Source organism: Parasphingorhabdus sp. NYA22, from assembly GCF_976973735.1.
In genome coordinates this window covers 3,228,153-3,249,005 of the sequence record NZ_OZ333477.1, presented here as the reverse complement: position 1 = coordinate 3,249,005, position 20,853 = coordinate 3,228,153, and the positions used below count along the sequence as shown (strand labels likewise).

Sequence of the window (20,853 nt, the reverse complement as noted above, 5' to 3'; positions counted from 1 at the left end):
AATGAACCAGAGCCAGAATTGGGGGTGATGCCGTGATCTTCCACACGATCTGGGCTTATCTATACTATATATTCCTGTTCGCTTGTTGTGGATATGCAATTTTTCGTGGCGCTCGTTCGGAGTATTTCGGGGTGATGATTATGATATTGGGATCGTTATCTACTCTGGTGGTTGCCCGTTCGTTCGGAACCTCATGGGCTAGATTAGAAGTCGGCATTTTTGCCATCGATATTGTTGCGCTCCTTGCGTTGATTTCGCTGTCGCTCAAATCCGATCGCTTCTGGCCGATATGGGCGACCGCCTTCCACCTACTGGCGGTAACCATTCATGCGGCGATGATGGTGGCGCCGCAGATCAATCCATGGGCATTTGGCACAGGAGCGGTGTTCTGGGCCTATCCGATGCTGTTGGCGCTGGCGATCGGATCCCGTGAAAACCAACCTTTGCTAACGGAGCGCAAAATAAAGTCTGGTTAACGTCGGCGCGCAGCGAACTATTTGTATTTTAGTCATTCTAGAAAATATTTCGCAGAAGTCCGCTTCTGCACACACCCGGAGTATGTTCATGGCGAGCGATCAAATTTTGCCGTTTCTCGACTTCATCCAGAAGGAATTGCTGCTGTTCGCCAGCTTGTCCTTTCTGATCGGGTCAGCCGACGATCTGTTGTTCGACGGCTTGTGGCTTTTTCACCGCCTGAAACGCAGACTGTTTGTTTATTCACGCTACGAGCGGGCAACCGTCGAAAGCCTCGACAGTCCGTCACCCGAATGCCGCATGGCGATATTCGTGCCGGCCTGGAAAGAGGCGGATGTCATTGGCGCGATGCTGCAGCGCTGTTTACGGCAATGGACCGCGAGCGAATACCGAATTTACGTGGGTTGTTACCCCAATGATGCCGAAACGATTGCGGCTGTGGCAGCGGCATCCGCCGGTAGCGCGAAAATCAGGCTCGTTATATGTCAACGAGACGGACCGACCACCAAGGCGGATTGCCTCAATCATCTCTGGGATGCCCTCTGTCGCGACGAGATCGAGGAAAATCGTAATTATGCTGCAATCATATTGCACGATGCGGAGGATATTGTGCATCCCGAGGCATTGAGACTTTTCAAACATCTGATTGGACGCGCTGCATTGGTTCAATTGCCGGTCATCCCCCGACGGGCGAAAGGATCGCGCTGGATCGCCGGCCATTATGGCGATGAGTTTGCCGAATTGCATGGCAAGCAAATGGTGCTGCGAGAAGCGCTCGGCGCGTCCATACCCTCCGCCGGTGTCGGCTGTGCCTTCGCCCGGGATGGTCTGCAAAAACTGTCGGTCAAAACCCGGGGGAAACCGTTCGATGCGGGCAGCTTGACCGAAGATTATGAACTGGGGCTCCATCTGACTGGCGGAGAGGCTCGCGGCATTTTTGCCCGGTTGCGAGACCAGTACGGCCAGCTGGTTGCAACCCAGGAATTTTTCCCGGACAAACTGGAAGATGCCATTCGTCAGAAAAGCCGGTGGATGGCCGGTATTTCCTTGTCCGGATGGGACCGGCTGGGCTGGAAGAACAGCTGGCGGGAGAACTGGATGCGCCTGCGTGATCGCAAGGCCAGCTTTGCCGCCATTATCGTGGCAATCGCCTATGTAGCCGTAATTTTGATGGGCATATTGCTTCTTGCTGAATTGATCGGGATTTACCGTGCCCAGCCGGTTTCCCGTTTTCTAAAGCTATTGCTGTTTCTCAACGGCGGATTTCTGATGTGGCGGCTGTTGATGAAATTCTATTTCGTTTTTGCTCTATACGGCCTGCGCGAAGCATCGTTGTCGATACCCCGAACAGTTGTCGCCAATCTGATCAACATCATGGCGGTCTGGCGCGCCCTCAGCCAATATATTGGTCAACTGGCCGGACAACCTGCCCATTGGGAAAAGACCAGTCATTTTTATCCGGACGCCCGGAATATCAAGCAACTCAGGCCGCAAAATACAGCGGGCGGCAGGGGCTGACCTTTTGCCGGCGACCCCTGCCGGTGCGCCGTTACGGGCAATGGCCAGCCTGACGGCGGTCTGGATATTGGTGCGCGTCATTTCATGGCACAGCTCGCCAGATCTCATGCCCAGGCCGCCGGAGCCGGTCCTCACCAACACGGCGCATCAAGTTGTGAACAACCAAGTGCAAGTGGGCCTCGGCCAGTCCTTGATTCCCCCAACCGAAGAGCGGCAGGACGTAGGAGAAATACACCGATATCAGTTAGTCCGTATTGCGGAGCGCAGAGCGGGCCACGTACCCATTGCGGATCAGCGAGCAGCAATTGTGCCCGACCGGTCCCGATTGCAGTGGCAGGACTCCGACGAAGTTCGCAACTTTTTTCTGCAGACATCCTTCACCCGGTCTGGCGCTATTTCAAATGATGACGCCAGAACAGGCCCGCCTGTTCCAAATCCGCCCGACTTGTACAAAAGCAACAGGGTAGCCGCCTATTTCTGGATTTTCGCGCGGCAAAATTCCAGCGCCAATGAACGGGCTCGGAATGATGGAGGGCGATCGGTATCCAACGGCCAATATGGTGGCAGTCAGGCTGGAGCAATATTATCCTATCAAATACTGGACAGGCCGGTGCCGGCGATTTCGGTTTATGGCCGTCTCTCAACTGCGCTGGATCCGTGGAGCCAAAGGGAGGTCGCATTGGGCACCCGTATCCAGCCGGTTCGGAACCTTCCTCTCGCTCTGCACGCGGAACAAAGGTTTGATATAAGCCCGGGAGGCGCTTCCGGAACGGCTTTTTATGCGACTGGCGGGACCGGCCCGGATCAGATCGTAGAAAAATTCAAGCTCGAGACTTATGCGCAGGGGGGCTATGTCCTTGGTCCGAATGAAACCTATTTCTTTGACGGGTCAGCGACCTTGCAGCGCCCGGTAGCGGAACTGGGGCGGACCAAACTCTCCGTCGGTCCGGGAGCCTGGGCCGGTGGCCAACGCAAGGTCAGCCGAATGGATATCGGACCGCGGGCAGATTTGATTGTTCCGCTAGGTACTATGTCAGCGCGCATCGCCCTTGACTGGCGGGTGCGGGTAGCTGGTGACGCAAGGCCCGGAAACGGAGCAGCCATAACCGTTTCTACCGGCTTTTGAAGGGCCGGAGATTTGATCCTGTTCGGTGACCGGAATTATTTCATAGCTTCGAGACAGCAACGCCCTTTATCCCGTAACAAAAAGAGATTAGTCCGTTGGCTATATGGACATATATCTGCCAATCGCCAATTTATCGGTTAATGCGTTTGTCATCATCCTTCTCGGCGGGCTGGTGGGCATATTATCCGGTATGTTCGGCGTCGGTGGCGGGTTCCTGACCACGCCGCTGCTAATTTTCTACGGAATACCGCCAACCGTCGCCGCCGCATCAGCATCTACGCAGGTTACCGGAGCCAGCATTTCGGGTGTCGCCGCCCATATGCGCCGCAAGGGAGTCGATTTCCGGATGGGCGCGATACTAGTGGCCGGTGGCATCGTCGGCACGATAATCGGCACCGGGCTCTTCCAGATTTTGCAAACCTGGGGTCAGATCGATACTGTCATCAACGTTCTTTACGTCTTGATGCTGTCCAGTATCGGTGGTTTGATGTTCAAGGAATCTCTGCAGAGCGTGCGTGCGCTGCGCGCCGGCAAGCCGATGCCTGCCCGCAAGAGACGTCATCATCCGCTGGTCGCCAATCTACCCTTTCGCTGGCGCTTCTACCGGTCCGGCCTCTATATTTCACCGATTGCTCCATTCATCCTCGGCCTTCTCACCGGCATATTGACCATGTTGCTGGGTGTCGGCGGCGGCTTCATCATGGTGCCGGCAATGTTATATCTGCTCGGCATGGGCGCGCAGGTGGTGGTCGGAACCTCGTTATTCCAGATCCTGTTCGTCACCATTGCATCGACGATGATGCATAGCATGACCACGCGGGCAGTTGATATCGTTCTGGCTTCGCTGTTGCTGCTTGGCAGCGTCACCGGGGCGCAACTCGGCGCAAAATTTGCGCAGCGGATGCGACCAGAGTATCTGCGGCTGGCACTGGCATCCATGGTGCTGCTGGTTGCTATACGCATGGCATTGGGATTGGGATTCCAGCCAGCCGAAATCTATACGGTGCAACTCCTGTGAGGCAGCGTCACAGTCTTTTGACCCGCTTGCTAGCAGTTTTCGGCATTGCTCTGCTGACGGTGGCCGCGACCCCGGTGTTGGTTCCCGAAGTATCGCAGGATCGGATCAGTATCAAAGGCGATTTTAACGGCGCACAATTGCTGCTTTTTGGTGCTATCACCTACCCTCCGGGTACCCGAAATACCGATCAGGCTGATATCGTGGTTGTACTGAAAGGACCGGTTGAATCGATAGTCGTGCGCGAGAAGCAGCAGATCGCCGGTATCTGGATTAACGCGGCGAGTAGCGAATTTCGCTCCGCCCCCGGCTTTTACGCGATTGCTTCCTCCAAGCCGATTGACGAGATCGTCGATGGCAAAACTGCAGACATTTACGAATTGGGGCTGCACCATTTACAGCTTTCTCCAGCCGGTGCGATTGACAGCCGCGAACTCGATCGTTTCGTTGACGGACTCGTCGACCTGAACTCCCGGGGAAATCTGTTCAAGAACCTGCCCAATAGCGTCAAGATCACCAATAGCGTGCTGTATCAGGCACGGATCAACCTGCCGGCCAGCGTGCCCGTTGGTGATTATACCGCGGAAACATTTCTTGTTATCGATGGCCGTGTGGAGGCTGCCGAAGTCAAGGAGATTACCATCGAAAAGACCGGAATGGGACGGTTCATTACAAATCTTTCCCAGAATAACGGCTTTCTATATGGCCTTATCGCCGTGTTTATTTCGGTATTTCTGGGCTGGTCAGCGGGCTATCTGTTCCGCAAGATGTGACGCTGATAGACGGCGACCAGCTTCGGGTTGGCTTTCTGGAGCCCCAGTAAATCTTCCTTAACCATGATCGACTAGTCCGGTGCCCTGACCAGCAAAACAGGAAAAACGCCAATGTCCGATATGGGTTCTCATGATTTCCCCGCCGCAAGGCCTCTCGCGGATACCGAAATTGAACCGCAAGAGGATGAGAACCGGGGGGCCGTTTCAAGGCGTAGCGAAGGCCACAAAATTGGCGAAGTCATCGAAATTGCCGGTTCCGGTTCCAAAATTGTTATGGACACGGCAATTCTCGGGGCACTACTCGACCATGTCGATCCGACTGTCAAAATGGCCGGCCAAGTGGGCAGTCAGGTTAAAATCCGTGTCGGCCAAACCTGGTTGCTGGCCAATATCCGGACCCAGCGGCTTTATGAAGGTCAGTCTGGACTGGTGGTTGCCGAGATTGATTTTCTCGGTGAAGGCGACGAGGAAAAGCTGACCGGCCAGATTTACAATTTTCGCCGCGGCGTAACCCGATACCCGACACCGGCATCGGTGGTCTATGCCGTGACGACAGCCGACCTCAAACAAATTTACGCTTCGGATGGCCGCGCCAATGTCGAAGTCGGTACAGTCTATCCAACCAACGATATTCGCGGTGCGCTCTATGTCGACGCGATGCTCGGCAAGCATTTCGCTCTTTTGGGATCGACCGGTACCGGCAAGTCGACCGCAGCAGCGCTGATTCTCCATAAAATCTGCGATCTTGCGCCCGAAGGCCATATCCTGATGATCGATCCGCACGGTGAATATTCTGCTGCTTTCAAGGATAATGGCAAATTGTTCGACGTGAATAATCTCAACCTGCCATATTGGCTGATGAACTTTCGCGAGCATTGCGAAGTGTTTGTTCAGTCCAAAGGCGATGCCAAGCAGATGGACTGCGATATTCTCGCCAAATGCCTGCTTGCGGCAAAAGCCAAAAACCAGGGTTCTGCCAATGTCTCGAAGCTGACCGTGGATTCGCCGGTGCCCTATTTGCTTTCGGATCTGACAACGATCCTGCAGAATGAAATGGGCAAGCTCGACAAGGCAACCAACAGCGCGCCTTATCAGCGGCTGAAATCGAAAATTGACGAGATCAAGGCCGATCCGCGTTACAGCTTCATGTTTTCCGGCATGTTGGTCGGTGACACTATGGCGGCTTTTCTAACCAAGATTTTCAGACTGCCGTCCGAGGGCAGGCCGATTTCAATTATCGATGTCTCGGCGATGCCGTCAGAGATCACGCCGACCGTGGTTTCCGTACTCAGCCGGCTGGTGTTCGATTATGCAATCTGGGCCCGCAACGAACCGCAACGGCCTATGCTGCTGGTTTGCGAGGAAGCGCACCGCTACATCCCCAATGATGATGTTGCCGAGGAAAGCGCCGTCCGCGATATCCTTAGCCGGATCGCCAAGGAAGGCCGGAAATATGGTGTTTCGCTGGGGCTCATCACGCAACGACCATCCGATCTTGCCGAAGGTGTGCTCTCGCAATGCGGTACGATCCTGTCGATGCGTCTCAACAATGACCGCGATCAAGCCTTTGTGAAGGCGGCGATGCCGGAAGGCGCGCGGGGGTTTCTCGATTCCATCCCCGCCTTGCGCAACCGCGAAGTGATCTGCTGTGGTGAAGGCGTTGCGATACCTATCCGCGTCTCGCTGGATACGCTGGCCGAGGAACGCCGTCCGGCATCGGAAGATCCGATATTCTCAGATCTGTGGCGCGAAAATGGTGGCGAGGAAGAGATTGTCCAGCGGGTTATCAAGCGCTGGAGAGCGCAGGGCCGGTAATTATCGGCCGGACCGCTGGTTCATATTCCGCGGCTGTTGATCGGGTGGCGGCATATAAAATGCCGTGCGGGGTTAACGATTAATCGACATAGCAAAAGCTGGGCTCCTGCCTGAACCGAGGGCTTATCATCCCAACCGATCAATGGCTTCCTGCAACCGTTCTGCTTCCGCTTCTTTTTCCGCCAGATCAGCGCGGGCTTTCTCGACCGCTTCCGGTTTGGCCTTTTCTACGAAATTTGGATTGCCTAGGCGGCCGGCAAGCGACTTGGCTTCCTTCTGAGAGGCGTCGCGCGCTTTGCTTAACCGTGCCTTTTCTGCTTCGAAATCGACCGCACCGGCCAGTGGCAGTACATAAGTTGCACCATCGACGACGATTTGGGCCGTCGCGCCTTCCGGGGCAGCATCAAAGGAAAAGCTTTCCAATCTGCCAACGCGTTCCAGCGCAGAGCTTTGCCGGTTGATACGCTCTGCCAGCGCATCATCGCCATCGCGCACATGGGCGGACATTTTGGTTCCGGGCGGAATGTTAAGTTCGACTTTTGCCGTGCGGGTTGCCGAGATCAGACGAATGAGCCAGTCGACTTCGGCTTTGGCGTCCTTGTCGATTTCCGCTTTCGGTTCCGGCCATTTGGCGACGATCAGATCATAGGTTCTGTCGCCCATGCTATGCCAGAGTTCTTCGGTGATAAACGGCATGAACGGGTGGAGCATGACGATAATCTGGTCGAGTACCCAGCCGGCAACGATACGGGTCTCGTCCGCCGCGCTGGCATCCTCACCCTGCAAAACAGGTTTGATGAGTTCGAGATACCAGTCGCAGAAGCGATCCCAAGTGAAGTGATAGATGGTATTTGCCGCTGCATCGAAACGCAGGTCGGCCAGCGCCTTGTCAAGCGCCTGCTGAGTTTCGATCACTTCGGAAATGATCCAGCGATTGACGGGCAGCGTAGCTTCCGGCGCAGCCAGCGTTTTGCTTGCGCCGATGCCGTTTACTTCACAGAATCGCGAGGCATTCCACAGCTTGGTCGCGAAATTGCGATAACCTTCGACGCGCTTGTCGTCCATCTTGATGTCGCGACCCTGGCTTTCCATTGCCGCCATGAAGAAGCGCAGCGCATCGGCACCATATTGGTCGATCAGGCCGAGCGGATCGACAACATTGCCCTTGGACTTGGACATCTTGGAACCATCTTCTGCTCGCACCAGCCCGTGCAGATAAAGCCGCTTCCACGGCACTTCACCCATCATCTTGATGCCCTGCATTGCCATCCGCGCATCCCAGAAGAACAGGATGTCAAAGCCGGAGATCAGCAGGTCGTTGGGGTAGTGGCGTTCAAGGTCTTTGGTCTTCTCCGGCCAGCCGAGCGTGCCGAAAGGCCAGAGCGCCGAAGAGAACCATGTGTCGAGAACGTCGGGGTCCCGAGTGAGCGCGACACCTGCGCCAGCTTGCGCCTGTGCCGATGCTTCATCCATCGCTACGTAGATCTTGCCGTTTTCGTCAAACCATGCGGGAATACGGTGTCCCCACCAAAGCTGCCGCGAGACACACCAGGGCTGGATATTCTCCATCCAGTTGAAATAGGTTTTTTCCCAGGTCTTGGGCACAATCTCGATACTGCCATCGCGCACCGCTTGGATAGCGGGCTGTGCCAGCGTTTCCGCATCGACATACCATTGATCGGTCAGCCATGGCTCAATCACCACGCCGCCGCGATCGCCAAATGGTGTGGCGATGGTGCGAGGCTCCGCATCATGTTCGACTTCTTCGCCGTCTTTGTTCTTGCTGACATGAGGGATCAGGAAACCCTGTTCCTTCAGCCGTTGCACGACCAGCTCCCTGGCGCCGTTAACGCCATCGCGTTTGAACCGGTGGAGCCCGATATATTCGTCCGGCACCAGCCCGTCGGCGGTCTGGCAGACATTGGCTTCACCATCGAGCATATTGAGCATCTCGCTGGCCGCAAAGCCCGCGCGCTTGCCGACTTCGAAATCGTTAAAGTCATGGCCGGGCGTGATTTTCACCGCGCCGGAACCCAGCTCGGGATCGGCATGTTCATCGGCGACGATTGGAACGCGCCGTCCGGTAATCGGCAGGACAACTTCCTTGCCGATCACGCTTTTATAGCGTTCATCGCTCGGATGCACGGCAACCGCCATATCGGCCAGCATCGTTTCCGGCCGGGTCGTGGCGACTTCGATATAGTCCTGCCCGTTATCCAGCGTGACGCCATCGGCCAACGGATATTTGAAATGCCAGAAGCTGCCTTTTGTATCGACGGTTTCGACTTCCAGATCGGAAATCGCGGTTTTCAACGCCGGGTCCCAGTTCACCAGGCGTTTGTCGCGATAAATCAGACCGTCATTATAGAGATCGACAAAGACCTTGAGCACGGCCTCGTTCATGCCCTCGTCCATGGTGAAGCGTTCGTTCGACCAGTCCATCGAACAACCGAGACGACGGAGTTGTCCGGTAATCGTCCCGCCGCTTTCCTCTTTCCACGCCCAGACTTTCTCGACAAATTCCTCGCGCGTGAAGTCGGTGCGCTTTTCCTGGCGCTCGTTCATCTGGCGCTCGACCACCATCTGGGTGGCGATGCCGGCGTGATCCATGCCGACAACCCACAGTGCATCCTTGCCCTTCAGCCGTTCGTGGCGGATGATGATATCCTGCAGCGTATTGTCGAGTGCATGGCCGATATGCAGGCTGCCGGTGACGTTGGGCGGCGGATTGACGATGGTAAACGGCTCGCGATCATCGCGCTCCGGACGGAAAAGGCCCTTGGTTTCCCAATGCTCATACCAGCGCGTTTCGATGGCGGCGGGGTCGAAATTTTTATCTAATGTCATGGGTCGTCTTTGGCAGCGGTTTGACAGCGGTTCAAGGCGCAAACCGCGATATCGTCATCCTGAACTTGATTCAGGATCCAGCGAAGGGGAGGGATGCCTTGGCTGAATCCAGTTCAGCGGGACGCTCAAGAAGCCAATATAGCATCAATCTCGGCATTTGCCTTGGCCCGCAATTGCCGTTTGCAGGCTTTGAAACCCGGTTGTGCCGCCAGTTCCTGAGCGCACGCGACGGCCTTGTCCAGCAATTGAGCTGGATCCGCCAATTCGTCAGCCAATCCGGCGCTCAACGCTTCTATTGGCGTCAGCAAATGCGAAGACAGAGCGAGCCGCCGTCGCCAGACAGGGTCGAGCCAGTGATCGAGGATCGCTTGTGGAACGGGAGGGAAGGGCAGCCCAGCCTTGGCTTCCGGCAGGCCGATTTTGTAGTCGCCTTGCGCGGCGACAATCCAGTCGGCTGCGAGCGCCATGATTCCGCCCGCGCCAATCGTATTGCCGTTCAGCGCAACCACCACCGCGCAGGGCAGGCGATGCAGCGCCGCCGCAAAGGCGTCAATCGCCGCTGCTGCTTGTTTCTGGCCCGTTTTGTCCAGCGTCGCTGCGATTTTTGTGTCCATGCCGCAGGTAAAATGTTCGCCGGCACCAGTCAGAACAATGCCGTTTTCGGGCGGATTCTTGGCCAATGTCTGCAAGGCCGCTATCCCTTCTTCCAGTAGCGCCGGATGGAGCGTGTTGCGTTCGCCGTTCGTCAGCGTGATGATGATAGTGCCATCACGGTCTTCGGTCGGGAAATAGCTCACTAGTCTTCACCCTCCTGGCCGCCGGCCGCTGTCCATTTTCCCATCCAGTCAAACACCGTCCGATACCATTGTACGCTGTTCTTGCCTTTCAGCACCCAGTGGTTTTCATCCGGGAAGATCAGCAATTTGGAAGGAATCTCCATTTCCTGTGCAACGGTGAACGGCATGATGCTCTGTGTGTAGGGGATGCGGAAATCCTTCTCGCCGTGGATGAACAGCGTCGGTGTCTTCCAGTTTGCGATCTTGTTTACAGGGTTCCATTTTTCCGGATTGGGCCGTGTCCACCAGTTGCCGCCATGGTCCCATTGGTCGAACCAGAGTTCTTCGGTGCTCAGCGCCATCGCGCGCAGGTCAAAAACACCGGCATGGTTGATCAGGCAATCGAACCGGTCGGGCCAGTTGCCCGCGATCCAGTTCATCATATAACCACCGTAGGAGCCGCCCAGAGCACAGGAACGTTCGCCGTCAATCTGCTGGTCTACCCTAAGCGCCGCCGCATAGCCGAGCTTCAGGTCTTCCAGCGGCTTGCCGCCCCAGTCCTGGTTGATGCTGTCGGTAAATTTTTGCCCGTAGCCGGTAGAGCCATGAAAATCGACGGTGACGACTGCATAGCCCGGTGCTGCCATTAATTTGGGATTCCAGCGGGTAGACCAGCTGTTGCCGAAACTGCCCTGTGGTCCGCCGTGCACCAGAAAGGCCATTGGCAGCTTGCCGGTTGCGCCTTCCGGTTTGATGATCTGTCCCCAGACTGTGTCGCCATTCGCTCCGGCAAAGTTGAAGCGCCGGATATCGACCTTGTCTATTGCAGCCAGTTCGCGGCCATTGATGTTGGTCAGCTGCGTGACCGTGCCATCCGCCGCGCGGCGATACAGGTCTGTCGGTGCCTGCAGGCTGTTCATCGTGTAAATCAGCGAGCCGTCGCGCAACGGAATGGTTGTCCCGACATTACCGCCCGCCGTCAGTCGCGTGACCTTCCCTGTCTCGACTTCCACCGCGAAGGCCGGATGATCGAGCACGTCCTGTGCGGTTACGATGAGATATTTATCGTCAGGCGTCCAGACGATCGAGCCTGCCGAGCGATCCCAGTCCTCGGTCAATGCAATCGCTTCGCTCTCATCGCTGCCTTGTTTGCGCAATTTCACGACAAGCCGATCAGCCTCATAGCCCGGCCGCTCCATCGCTGCCCAGGCCAGCCATTCTCCATCTGAGGAGAAAGCCGGCAATGTGTCTGTAGCTTTGTTTTCGCTGGTGAAATTTACGGTTTTCTTACTATCAATCTTGGTGCCGTATATATCAATATTGGTCGACTTGGGCTCATTGCTGTCCGCGATCCTCAGCGCGAAGAACACACCGTCTTCTCCGGGTACCCAGGTGATTTCCTCACCTCCGCCAAATGGTTTGGACGGACTGTCGCCGACCAGATCGCCGTCCAGCGCCGTGCCGTCTCCAGCGATTTTACCGTCCTTCAGTCCGAAGGCGAATATCCGGCTGTAATTTCCCGGTGTTTCCCAGCTCGACCAGTGGCGGATGAAAAGCTCGTCATATTCGCGACCGGTTCCCGGTCCGGGCTCGGCCCGGTTTCCATCTACCTCACAGCCAAAAGTCGGGCAGTCTCTGGCAATGTCTCCCCAGAGGGCAATCTGCTCGCTGGTCGGCGACAGCTTGAAGCCGGCAATATCGGCTTTCAAATCGCTCGCCTGCACAGGTGCTCCGATATCATCGCCGGTTTTTAAATCCGCATGCCAAAGCTGTTCTGAACCGCTGGCGTCGCTCAGATAATAGAGGCTGCCATCCGGCGCGAACGCCGGGCTGTGTTCGCTTTTTCCAGCCTTGTCGACAATACGACGGGGAACGGCATTGTCTATATGGACGTCCAATAGATAAATTGCGCTGGACCGCTCATAGCTTTCAGGATCGGTTTCCGTGACGTCAAAGGCTGCCCATTTCTCGTCCGGAGAAACCGCAACCGAGCCCATGCGTTTCAGCGTGGCCAGGTCTTCCACTGTCATCGGTTTTGCCGAGGCGATGGTTGGAACTATAATCCCTGAAGCGAGCAGGGCGGTGGTGAGTGTTTTGAAAAATTTTGTCATGGTCAGCAGTCTAGCACGGCTGTCCGACAAGGCAATTGGGATTAGGTCGGCGGGTTTATTTCTCGTTCAGCCGCTGAATTTCGCGCGCCACCAGTTCTTCGACCAGATCCGGCAAATTTGCATCCAGCCATTGCTTGATCATCGGTCGCATCAAGTCGCGGGTCATGTCTTCCAGCGAAGTGCCGCCGCTTGCTAGCGCTGCTGGTCGACGCTCCATCGCTTCTTTCTCGACCAGGGCCGAGAGCGACTGGCGCATGCTGTCCAGCTTGTTGTCGTCGATCAGCCGTTCTTCCTTGCGGCGGTCGCCAAACACGCCGCTCGCGGACGACTGTTGATGCTCCGGCAATTCATCAGTCAGTTCTAGTATTTCTTCATTCCGGTCTGCCGGCGTTATGTCGGGAACGGCCTGCAGAGCCGGTTTCAAAGGGGTTTTACGGCGAGGCAAAGGGCGATCCTCATCGATCGCCTTGTCTTCGGCGATGATGCGTTTGATCGAGGAGAGGATTTCCTCCATCGATGATTCCCTGTTCTGTTCAGCCATGTGCGAAACCCCCCAAACTTATACTCGGTTGCCGGAACTGATCGATGCCATTCATTCTACTTGCGCGTCGGTGTCGCGGGCAACGGCTCTATCTCCGCTTTTTGCGCTTGTGTGTCAACGGTTCTGGTAGCTTGTGGTTGCGGATTGGGATCACTCTGATAGTCGTAGAATATACCGTCGACCCGATCATAATTGAGGTCGGGATCATAAAGCGGTCCGCCTTCCAGCCCGAGATCGCGCGCTTCCGCCCGGCCCATGGCGGCGAGTAGGGAAAAACCCGCGACATAGCTATTGCGGCGAGCGGTCACCAGCTGCACTTGGGCGTTGAGCAATTCCTGTTCGGCGTTCAAAATGTCCAAGATCGTGCGGTTGCCGACCGAATTTTCCGCGCGCACACCTTCCAGCGACAGGCTTGCGGCAGCCACGGCCCGCTCGGAAGACTGTATCACCCGTTCCGACGCGCGCCAGCTGGAATAGGCCGCGCGGGTTTGCGAGATTACATCACGCTCGATCGCGATCAGTTGTTCATAAGCTTGGCCAGAAAGTGCTTGTGCCTGACGAATTTGCGCCGCTGGACGACCGCCTTGATAGATCGGCATGGTCGCCCGAATCCCGACTTCTGCAGTGGATTGCTCTTGGACAAAAACGCTGCCCGGGACATTTCCGCCGAGTGTGCCGTGATAATTTAGATAACGCCCCTGGGCGTAAGTGCTGACCTTGGGCTTGTTGCCCGCGCGCGCGGTCTTGATATCAAATTCGGCGGCATCGCTGCGTTCCTTGGCGGCGAGCAAATCCGGGTTATAGGTCAGCGCCAGATCAACGGCCTGATCTGGCGTTTCCGGCAAGTTCGGCAAAGGTGGAGGCGGCTCCAGATCACCGGGCTCGTGTCCGACGAGAGCGATATAATTTTCCTTGCTGCGGATCAGGCTCGCGCGGACGGTTTCCAGATCGCCTTTTGCAACTTCCAGACGTGATTCGGACTGGGCGACATCGGTCCGCGTCAAATCGCCGATTTCGAACCGGTCACCGGTTGCTTCCAGATTGACAGAAAGCACGCCGACATTGGCGCGGTTGAGTTTGACAATCGCTGTGTCGCGAATGACGTCCATATAAGTGGCGACGACATTGCTGAAGATGCTCGCCTCGGTGGCACGGAGGTCATATTGGCCTGCTTCCACTCTGGTGCGAGCGGCACGGATAGCATTTTTTACAGCTCCGCCGGAATAGATCGGAACATCTACCGAGCCTCCCGCCGTAGACTGGCGGAGCGGTGCGGTAAAACTGTTGGCGCTGCGCAGGAAATTTTCCTGGAAGCCGAAATCGGTGGTGGCACTGGGGCGCCCGTCGGCTTTGGCAATGGCAACGGATTCGTCGGTTGCCCGCTGGGCTGCACGCGCGCCGGACAGGGTCGGGTTGGTCTGATAGGCGGCTTCGAGCGCATCACGCAGGGTGTCGGCTTGCACTGGTGCAGACAGCAACGCCACGATAGCTGTTCCGAGGAAAAGGCGGCGTCTACTCATCTCATCACTCTCCCGGACGGCTTAAAATTTGAAGCTTTTTGCTTTTTCAAAGCCGGGCAGGGGACAGGCCCCGCAATCGGCAAAATATTGATAGCCAATATGTTCTCCTGCCGTGCGGCCCAATGCAAGGCGGGACACGCCGTCATTCATGACAGCTGCGACAATGCGGCCATCGGGCGCGAGTTGATCAACCAGAGCTTGTGGGATCTCGTCTACCAGTCCGTCGACGACGATCGCGGAATAAGGTGCCGATTGAGCCCAGCCGTCCGCATGATTGCCGGTTTCAATCTGGACATTGTCAAACTCCGCCAGATTTTTAACAGCCGTTGCCGCCAGCTTCGCATTTTGTTCGATCGCCACAACAGACCCGGCGAGTTGCGCCAGCGCCGCTGCCGTATAACCGGTAGCCGCGCCGATTAGCAGGACATTGTCCTCCTTCTTCGCATGCGCCACATTCAGCAGTCGCCCGGTGGTAAGCGGCGGGTTCAGGGCCCGGCCTTCGCCAATTTGTACGCCGCGGTCGGCATAAGCAAAACTGCGCTGGGCAGCGGGGACAAAATCTTCACGAGCAATGTGGCTCATCGCCGCGATAACCCGCGGATCGCTGACTTCGGTCGTGCGCAACTGGCTGACAACCATGGCTTTGCGCATTTGTTTGAAATTTTCCTGGCCCAAGCGTTGATCCTCGCAATGAATGTTCTGCGTCCATGCCATTTCTGTATTATGAATACAATACACTATGGCGGAGATTTTGTCGCTTCTAGACCGGCTTGCGCCTTGCGCCAAGATGGATTCCGGTGATTTTCTGCTGACTGCGTCTTTTGCGCGACATACGGGCATTTTCGCCCTATCTATGGCATTAGAAATAGAGGACGCAACTTTGGGTTGACTTTCGCCGCAAAGCGAAGCAATTCGCGCCCTCTCTCCGGCCCGATGGCGGAGTGGTGACGCAGCGGATTGCAAATCCGCGCACCCCGGTTCGATTCCGGGTCGGGCCTCCAGAGACTATCCCAATCCTCTATCATCGATTCAATCGTCAACGAGTCGCGTGCGTTTAGGCATGTGCAATGGTCCTGTGCGTCAGTACCCGCCCCGAAACATACTGAAAAGGTCGGACAACAGCCGCGTAGCACCGCAGCGACTGAATATTACAGTTTTGTTGCAGTTATGTTGCATTCATCGTCATATAAGTGTAACAATACGATATTGGTAGAGGAGAATATGCTATGATAACCGCTAAAATACTGGGATCTGCAGCTGGAATAATCTTGATGGGCAGCGCCGCTGTTGCCCAACCCTCCGGCGAAATTGGCTATGCGCAAGGTGCGCTGGGCTACGACGCGCTGGTGTCCGGCAACAATGAACTGGCTCTGCAGCAATTGCAGGCTTCCGAAGAGGCCCATGCAACGGATCCGGCCCGCCTGATCAATCTTGGCCAGACCTATGCCCGACTGGGTCGCACAGGCGACGCCGCACGGATGTTCACGGCTGCCATGCAAAGCAACCGCAATTTTGACCTGGTGCTCGCCAATGGCAAAGTAATCAATTCCCGCGATGCCGCTGAACTGGCTTTGCAGAATCTGAACCATCAGATTGCCGCCCGCTAACCGGAAGCAAGTTCGGGGAGCTATTCCCGCACGCTATAGATTTTTGAAAGGTGGCCGTTTTCGCGGCCATCTTTTTTTATGCATCCTGTAAATCTGTTGGGTTTAAAATTCGGGCAAGCCCTGCAAAGCTGCTAGCCCGGAGGCGTTGAACAATATTCGTCATAATTGAGTCTTCAAACCGTCATGCAAACAGCATCGCGGGGTCATTTCCTGTCCCTAGTGCCCTTCCCTGAGGGCGATGGGGGCCGGTTGATTCGAACCGCATCGTTTGATTCGAAAGTATCAAATCAGTTTTTTGCGGAGACCAATCCCATGTTGAATAAGCAATTTCGTTCCTTTCTGTTTGCAGGCGCTGCAGCTGTCGCGGTAACCGCTTGTGGCGCCGACGATGTCGCATCGCCGGGAGAAGGCAATATCGTTGTGCTGCCGGCACCGACGCCAACGCCAACGCCTACTCCGACGCCAACTCCAACGCCGGGCACGCCAGCTGATGACTGCCCAACAGGCTTCACCAATGCCGGTGTTCTGGCGAACAACCGGGTCTGCCAGATCCCTAACAGCATTCAGACCGCTTTGACGGTCCCGGAACGTGCCGGTACTATTTATTCGATGAGCGGACGTGTCGAGGTCGGCACCGACGTTGGCGGTAACGGCGCAGCAGCTGGTGGCGTATCCAGCAGTCTCACAGTGGAGCCGGGAGTGGTTGTCTTTGCCCAGAGCGCAACAACATTCCTGATCGTCAATCGCGGATCGACATTCAATGCGCCCGGTTCGGCAAACAACCCGATCATTTTCACCTCGCGGCAGAATATCGAAGGCACAACAACCGATACTGACTCGAACCAGTGGGGCGGCATTCTGGTTCTTGGCCGCGCGCCGATCAGCAACTGCATTGGTGCAGTGGTGGGCGGCACGGCAGGATGCCAGCAACTGGCGGAAGGTGCTGGCCCATCCGATTTCTATGGCGGAGACCAAGCTGCCGACAATAGCGGTACCATCAGCTACCTGCAGGTTCGCTATACCGGACGCGCTGCGTCAGCCAATCAAGAACTTCAGGGTCTTACCCTGGGTGGCGTTGGTGCGGGTACCAATATTTCCTATGTCCAGATTCACAATAGTGGTGATGACGGTGTGGAAATCTTTGGTGGTACGGTAAATCTGAACCACCTGATAATCACAGGTGCCGACGATGATTCTCTTGACACCGATGTGGGTTACAAGGGTGCTATCCAGTTCGTTATCGGTGTTCAGAACACCACTGGTGGCGACACGTTGTGGGAAGTTGACTCCGACGATGACAGCGGCTTCGATTTCACCCCGCGTCAGGACGTCAAGCTGGCCAATTTCACCTTTATCCAGCGGAAGACAGGCGACAAGGTCATTCACCTTCGCGGCGGACCGGACGCAGCGATCCTCAACGGCGTTCTGGTTGGACCAGGAACCTGCATAGACATCGATCAGGCCGAAACGGTTCAAGCTGCGAATGCTGCGCTTGACGAGCTTGGGCCCCCACGGATTCAGTCGGTTGTTGGCAGCTGTGCAACGGGCGATTTTGACGCGGACGCTGATACGTTTGAAGCCACTGCAGTGAATGCAGCGGGCAATGTGAACAATGACTTCAACTTCGTTTCCAGTCTCGTCTCCCTGTTCATCAATGGCGCAAACGAGGCAGCGGTGACGCCGGTTGCGAATATCACAAGCTTCAGCCCGGACTTCGTGCAGGTCGATTATATCGGTGCCGTACGCGACATCAACGATCTCTGGTACCAGAGCTGGTCCTGCAACGCGACTTACGCCGATTTCGGTGCGCTCCGCAATTGCGCCAGTTCGCCGGTCTCCTGATCGCTCAGACAAGTTCAGGAGGTGGCGGCGCATGCCGCCACCTCCCTTTCTTTATTTTCGAGGGATTATAAATGTCCAAATCTGTTCCACTCGCTAGCCTTCTTCTCCTTTCCACCGCCCTCAGCCCGTTTCCGGCTTTGGCGCAGGCAACCCCGGCCGATACGGATCAGCCTGCTGAGACAGATCCGGCTGAAGACAGCAATGTTGAAGATGACGTCGACATTTCTGCGCCAGGCGGGGGTTTTAGCGGCGAGATTATCGTCCGCGGGCGTTATATTCCCAATTCCATACGCAATAATTCGAGCGTGATTTCCGTTCTTTCAACGGAAGATATTGCCAGATCGGGCGATGGCGATATCGCTGGCGCACTGGAACGGGTTACCGGCCTTTCGGTCGATAGCGGCGGCTTCGTTTATGTTCGCGGTCTCGGCGACCGCTATTCACAGGCCTTGCTGAATGGTACACCCATTCCTTCACCCGAACCACTCAAGCGCGTTGTACCGCTTGATATTTTTCCTGCTTCGGTGCTGGCCAGTGCCACGGTTCAGAAAAGCTATTCGGTGAACTATCCCGGTGAATTTGGTGGTGGCCTGATCAATTTGACCACTGCCGCCATTCCCGATGAGAGCTATTTCGATTTTGGAATGGGCATCGGCATGAATAGCGAAACAACCGGAAAGCTTGGCTATACCCATTTCGGCAGCGATAGTGACTGGACGGGTTTTGACGACGGTACCCGCGACGTGCCGGCCGGACTGGCCGCGGCATTTAACGCCGGGTCCCGCATCGAACTGGGTCCTGATTTCACCCAGGAACAATTGCAGGATTTCACTGCCAGCCTGATCAACGCACCGACCACATTGGTTCAGAGCAATAACGATATTCCGGTCAACTGGAGCGCCGATATGAGCGCAGGTCTGGTCCAGGATATCGGTGCCAGCCGTCTGGGCGTGATTTTCAACGCGTCCTACAGCAACAAGTTTTTTACCCGCGATTCCATCGAACAGGGCGGTACCACCAGTATCGTTGCTGATGACGGGCGCAACGTGCGTACCGATCACAATATCGTGGTTAGCGGACTTCTCGGTCTGGGTCTCGAGGTGGACGAGCATGTAATCCGCTGGACCAATCTCTACATTCGGGACACTCTCAAACAGACGAGCCTCAAGGCGGCGGACAATATCAATACCGGCGAAATTGATCCGACGACGCCGGCTGATGAAATGCGGCAGCGAACCAACTGGATCGAGCGTCAGCTGATTGACACTGTGTTGGTTGGCGAATTCAAATTTGGCGATATATCGCTTGATGTTCGCGGTGGTTATGCGAATTCACAGCGCGAAGCGCCCTACGAACGCTCATTTACATATTTCTATGACCCGGTTGCGGAGGATTATGTGAATAACCTGCTGACCAACCCGCAGTCGGCCACTATCGCATTTAGTGATCTGAACGAGAATGTGTGGAACGGTGGCGTCGATCTGGCCTATGCCCTGCCAACGTCGCGCAACATAACATTGTCGACCGGCTATAGCTATGTGAACACGAGCCGGAATGCATTCCGGCGCGACTTCCGTTATTTCCCGACAAGTAGTTTGCCATTTGCAGTGAGCCAGGAGCGCCCTGATTATCTCGTTTCCGATTTCAATGTCTATGGCGGTTACACACAAGGCATCACCACTGACGGCATTTTCCTGCAGGAAGACCAAACCAATGCAGGGTCGCAGGCCTATGATGCAGAGCTGACGGTTCACGGTGCTTATGTAAAAGCGGATGTGGAGTTGCTTGACTTCGTTCAGGCCGAATTGGGTGTTCGCTATGAATCGGCAGAGCAGTCGATAACGGCGCTGGATATCTACAATGACGGTACGCTGGTGCAGACGGCGCCGCTCGAAAATGACTATTGGTTGCCCGCTGGCACGCTAACGTGGAATTTTGCGGATGACATGCAGTTCCGCGCTAGCGCTTCGAAAACCATTGCTCGTCCGCAATTTCGCGAATTGGCCCGCCCGCAATATCTTGACCCGGATTCCGGTCGGGTATTTTCGGGTAATCCGTTTCTTCAGGATAGCGAACTGTTCAATGCCGAAGCGCGCGTGGAATATTATTTCGGCGATGGTGAACGTGTATTGCTTGCGGGCTTTTACAAGAAGATCGACAATCCGATCGAACCGGTTGCATTCATCCCTGCCGGCAGTTCGGATTTCCAGACCACATTTGCCAATGCTCCGGAAGCCCAGCTTTATGGTGCTGAAATCGAGCTGCTGAAATATTTCCCGATGGACGGGCTGGGGGATTCAGACTTTTTTGCGGATAGAAGGTTCGTTGCGATTGCCAACTATACCTATACCGACTCCAAGCTGAAGGTTGGCGCGAATGATACGACTATATTGGACGATACGCTTGGCGTTCGTCCGGCAAATCAGGTTTTCATTGATGGCGCGCCATTGACCGGACAATCGAAGCATCTGGCGAATTTTCAATTCGGTATAGAAAATACAGAACGGCTTTCGCAATATACCTTCCTGCTCAGCTATGCGAGCGACCGGGTGACGACGCGCGGCCCGATTACGGGCGGCCAGCCTGATCCTGATCTGGTGCAGGATGCCAGTCTGAAGCTCGACTTTGTCGCAAGGGAGGCTGTCACCATTGCTGGTCAGGAACTGGAAATCAAATTCGAGGCCCGCAATCTGACCAATGAAAGTTTCCGGGAAACCCAGTCCGGCAACGTCCTTATTATCAACCAGCAATATGATCTGGGTCGCAGCTTTTCTCTCGGCATCAAGGCGAAATTCTAGTTTGCGGTGTGAGCGTAACCTATATGTCACCTAAGAGTCGCGGAGGCGTCACCATAGCGATCTAGCCAGTGTAACGGGCAAGATAGGACG

General features: G+C 55.7%; 15 protein-coding genes and 1 tRNA gene. 10 read left to right on the top strand and 6 right to left on the bottom strand.

Annotation, left to right across the window (positions count from 1 at the left end; genetic code table 11):
- Nucleotides 1-32 precede the first annotated feature (32 nt).
- The 6 genes from ACWFTY_RS15480 to ACWFTY_RS15455 all read left to right on the top strand — a co-directional run bounded on the left by ACWFTY_RS15480 (nucleotide 33) and on the right by ACWFTY_RS15455 (nucleotide 6,721).
- On the top strand, nucleotides 33-476 hold the full coding sequence (locus tag ACWFTY_RS15480; RefSeq protein ID WP_447525073.1) for a hypothetical protein: 444 nt from the start codon (nucleotides 33-35) through the stop codon (nucleotides 474-476).
- 88 nt (nucleotides 477-564) lie between these two features.
- Nucleotides 565-1,992: a glycosyl transferase family protein gene (locus tag ACWFTY_RS15475; RefSeq protein WP_447525072.1), complete on the top strand. Its 1,428-nt coding sequence runs from the start codon at nucleotides 565-567 to the stop codon at nucleotides 1,990-1,992.
- Nucleotides 1,993-1,996: 4 nt separating this feature from the next.
- On the top strand, nucleotides 1,997-3,118 hold the full coding sequence (locus ACWFTY_RS15470; RefSeq protein WP_447525071.1) for a hypothetical protein: 1,122 nt from the start codon (nucleotides 1,997-1,999) through the stop codon (nucleotides 3,116-3,118).
- Between the two features lie 103 nt (nucleotides 3,119-3,221).
- The gene (locus tag ACWFTY_RS15465; protein WP_447525070.1) at nucleotides 3,222-4,136 is read left to right on the top strand and encodes a sulfite exporter TauE/SafE family protein; all 915 of its coding nucleotides are present in this window, start codon (nucleotides 3,222-3,224) and stop codon (nucleotides 4,134-4,136) included.
- 17 nt (nucleotides 4,137-4,153) lie between these two features.
- Nucleotides 4,154-4,906, top strand: a complete 753-nt coding sequence (locus ACWFTY_RS15460; RefSeq protein ID WP_447525069.1) for a TIGR02186 family protein — start codon at nucleotides 4,154-4,156, stop codon at nucleotides 4,904-4,906.
- 111 nt (nucleotides 4,907-5,017) lie between these two features.
- Nucleotides 5,018-6,721, top strand: a complete 1,704-nt coding sequence (locus tag ACWFTY_RS15455; RefSeq protein WP_447525068.1) for an ATP-binding protein — start codon at nucleotides 5,018-5,020, stop codon at nucleotides 6,719-6,721.
- A gap of 126 nt (nucleotides 6,722-6,847) precedes the next feature.
- Here ACWFTY_RS15455 and ACWFTY_RS15450 read toward each other — a convergent pair whose 3' ends face one another.
- From ACWFTY_RS15450 to ACWFTY_RS15425, 6 genes are all read right to left on the bottom strand, one after another.
- Complete coding sequence (locus ACWFTY_RS15450; protein ID WP_447525067.1) at nucleotides 6,848-9,568, bottom strand: valine--tRNA ligase; 2,721 nt, start codon at nucleotides 9,566-9,568, stop codon at nucleotides 6,848-6,850.
- 125 nt (nucleotides 9,569-9,693) lie between these two features.
- A complete protein-coding gene (locus tag ACWFTY_RS15445; protein WP_447525066.1) occupies nucleotides 9,694-10,365 on the bottom strand; it encodes an enoyl-CoA hydratase/isomerase family protein in 672 nt (223 codons plus the stop codon).
- Nucleotides 10,365-12,455, bottom strand: coding sequence for a prolyl oligopeptidase family serine peptidase (locus ACWFTY_RS15440; RefSeq protein ID WP_447525065.1), 2,091 nt, complete (start codon nucleotides 12,453-12,455; stop codon nucleotides 10,365-10,367). Before ACWFTY_RS15440 ends, ACWFTY_RS15445 begins: the two co-directional genes overlap by 1 nt.
- Before the next feature lie 55 nt (nucleotides 12,456-12,510).
- Nucleotides 12,511-12,996, bottom strand: coding sequence for a DUF2497 domain-containing protein (locus tag ACWFTY_RS15435; protein ID WP_447525064.1), 486 nt, complete (start codon nucleotides 12,994-12,996; stop codon nucleotides 12,511-12,513).
- Nucleotides 12,997-13,052: 56 nt separating this feature from the next.
- Nucleotides 13,053-14,516 carry a TolC family outer membrane protein gene (locus ACWFTY_RS15430; RefSeq protein ID WP_447525063.1) on the bottom strand — a complete coding sequence of 488 codons (1,464 nt, stop codon included), beginning with the start codon at nucleotides 14,514-14,516 and terminating at the stop codon, nucleotides 13,053-13,055.
- Nucleotides 14,517-14,537: 21 nt separating this feature from the next.
- Complete coding sequence (locus tag ACWFTY_RS15425; RefSeq protein ID WP_447525062.1) at nucleotides 14,538-15,167, bottom strand: protein-L-isoaspartate O-methyltransferase family protein; 630 nt, start codon at nucleotides 15,165-15,167, stop codon at nucleotides 14,538-14,540.
- Nucleotides 15,168-15,443: 276 nt separating this feature from the next.
- On the opposite strand from ACWFTY_RS15425, the gene ACWFTY_RS15420 reads away from it, so the two are divergent.
- From ACWFTY_RS15420 to ACWFTY_RS15405, 4 genes are all read left to right on the top strand, one after another.
- Nucleotides 15,444-15,517 (top strand) — tRNA-Cys (locus ACWFTY_RS15420).
- Between the two features lie 225 nt (nucleotides 15,518-15,742).
- Nucleotides 15,743-16,123 carry a hypothetical protein gene (locus ACWFTY_RS15415; protein ID WP_447525061.1) on the top strand — a complete coding sequence of 127 codons (381 nt, stop codon included), beginning with the start codon at nucleotides 15,743-15,745 and terminating at the stop codon, nucleotides 16,121-16,123.
- A 312-nt stretch (nucleotides 16,124-16,435) separates the two neighbouring features.
- Nucleotides 16,436-17,965, top strand: a complete 1,530-nt coding sequence (locus ACWFTY_RS15410; protein WP_447525060.1) for a hypothetical protein — start codon at nucleotides 16,436-16,438, stop codon at nucleotides 17,963-17,965.
- A gap of 71 nt (nucleotides 17,966-18,036) precedes the next feature.
- Entirely contained in the window at nucleotides 18,037-20,763 is a 2,727-nt protein-coding gene (locus ACWFTY_RS15405) for a TonB-dependent receptor domain-containing protein (RefSeq protein WP_447525059.1), read from the top strand.
- Nucleotides 20,764-20,853: the final 90 nt, after the last annotated feature.

Coding starts and splice junctions, on each gene's coding strand:
- ACWFTY_RS15440 (WP_447525065.1), bottom strand. CDS start 12,455: ATGACAAAATTTTTCAAAACACTCACCACCGCCCTGCTCGCTTCAGGG.
- ACWFTY_RS15430 (WP_447525063.1), bottom strand. CDS start 14,516: ATGAGTAGACGCCGCCTTTTCCTCGGAACAGCTATCGTGGCGTTGCTG.
- ACWFTY_RS15425 (WP_447525062.1), bottom strand. CDS start 15,167: ATGCGCAAAGCCATGGTTGTCAGCCAGTTGCGCACGACCGAAGTCAGC.
- ACWFTY_RS15450 (WP_447525067.1), bottom strand. CDS start 9,568: ATGACATTAGATAAAAATTTCGACCCCGCCGCCATCGAAACGCGCTGG.
- ACWFTY_RS15405 (WP_447525059.1), top strand. CDS start 18,037: ATGTCCAAATCTGTTCCACTCGCTAGCCTTCTTCTCCTTTCCACCGCC.
- ACWFTY_RS15465 (WP_447525070.1), top strand. CDS start 3,222: ATGGACATATATCTGCCAATCGCCAATTTATCGGTTAATGCGTTTGTC.
- ACWFTY_RS15455 (WP_447525068.1), top strand. CDS start 5,018: ATGTCCGATATGGGTTCTCATGATTTCCCCGCCGCAAGGCCTCTCGCG.
- ACWFTY_RS15410 (WP_447525060.1), top strand. CDS start 16,436: ATGTTGAATAAGCAATTTCGTTCCTTTCTGTTTGCAGGCGCTGCAGCT.
- ACWFTY_RS15435 (WP_447525064.1), bottom strand. CDS start 12,996: ATGGCTGAACAGAACAGGGAATCATCGATGGAGGAAATCCTCTCCTCG.
- ACWFTY_RS15475 (WP_447525072.1), top strand. CDS start 565: ATGGCGAGCGATCAAATTTTGCCGTTTCTCGACTTCATCCAGAAGGAA.
- ACWFTY_RS15415 (WP_447525061.1), top strand. CDS start 15,743: ATGATAACCGCTAAAATACTGGGATCTGCAGCTGGAATAATCTTGATG.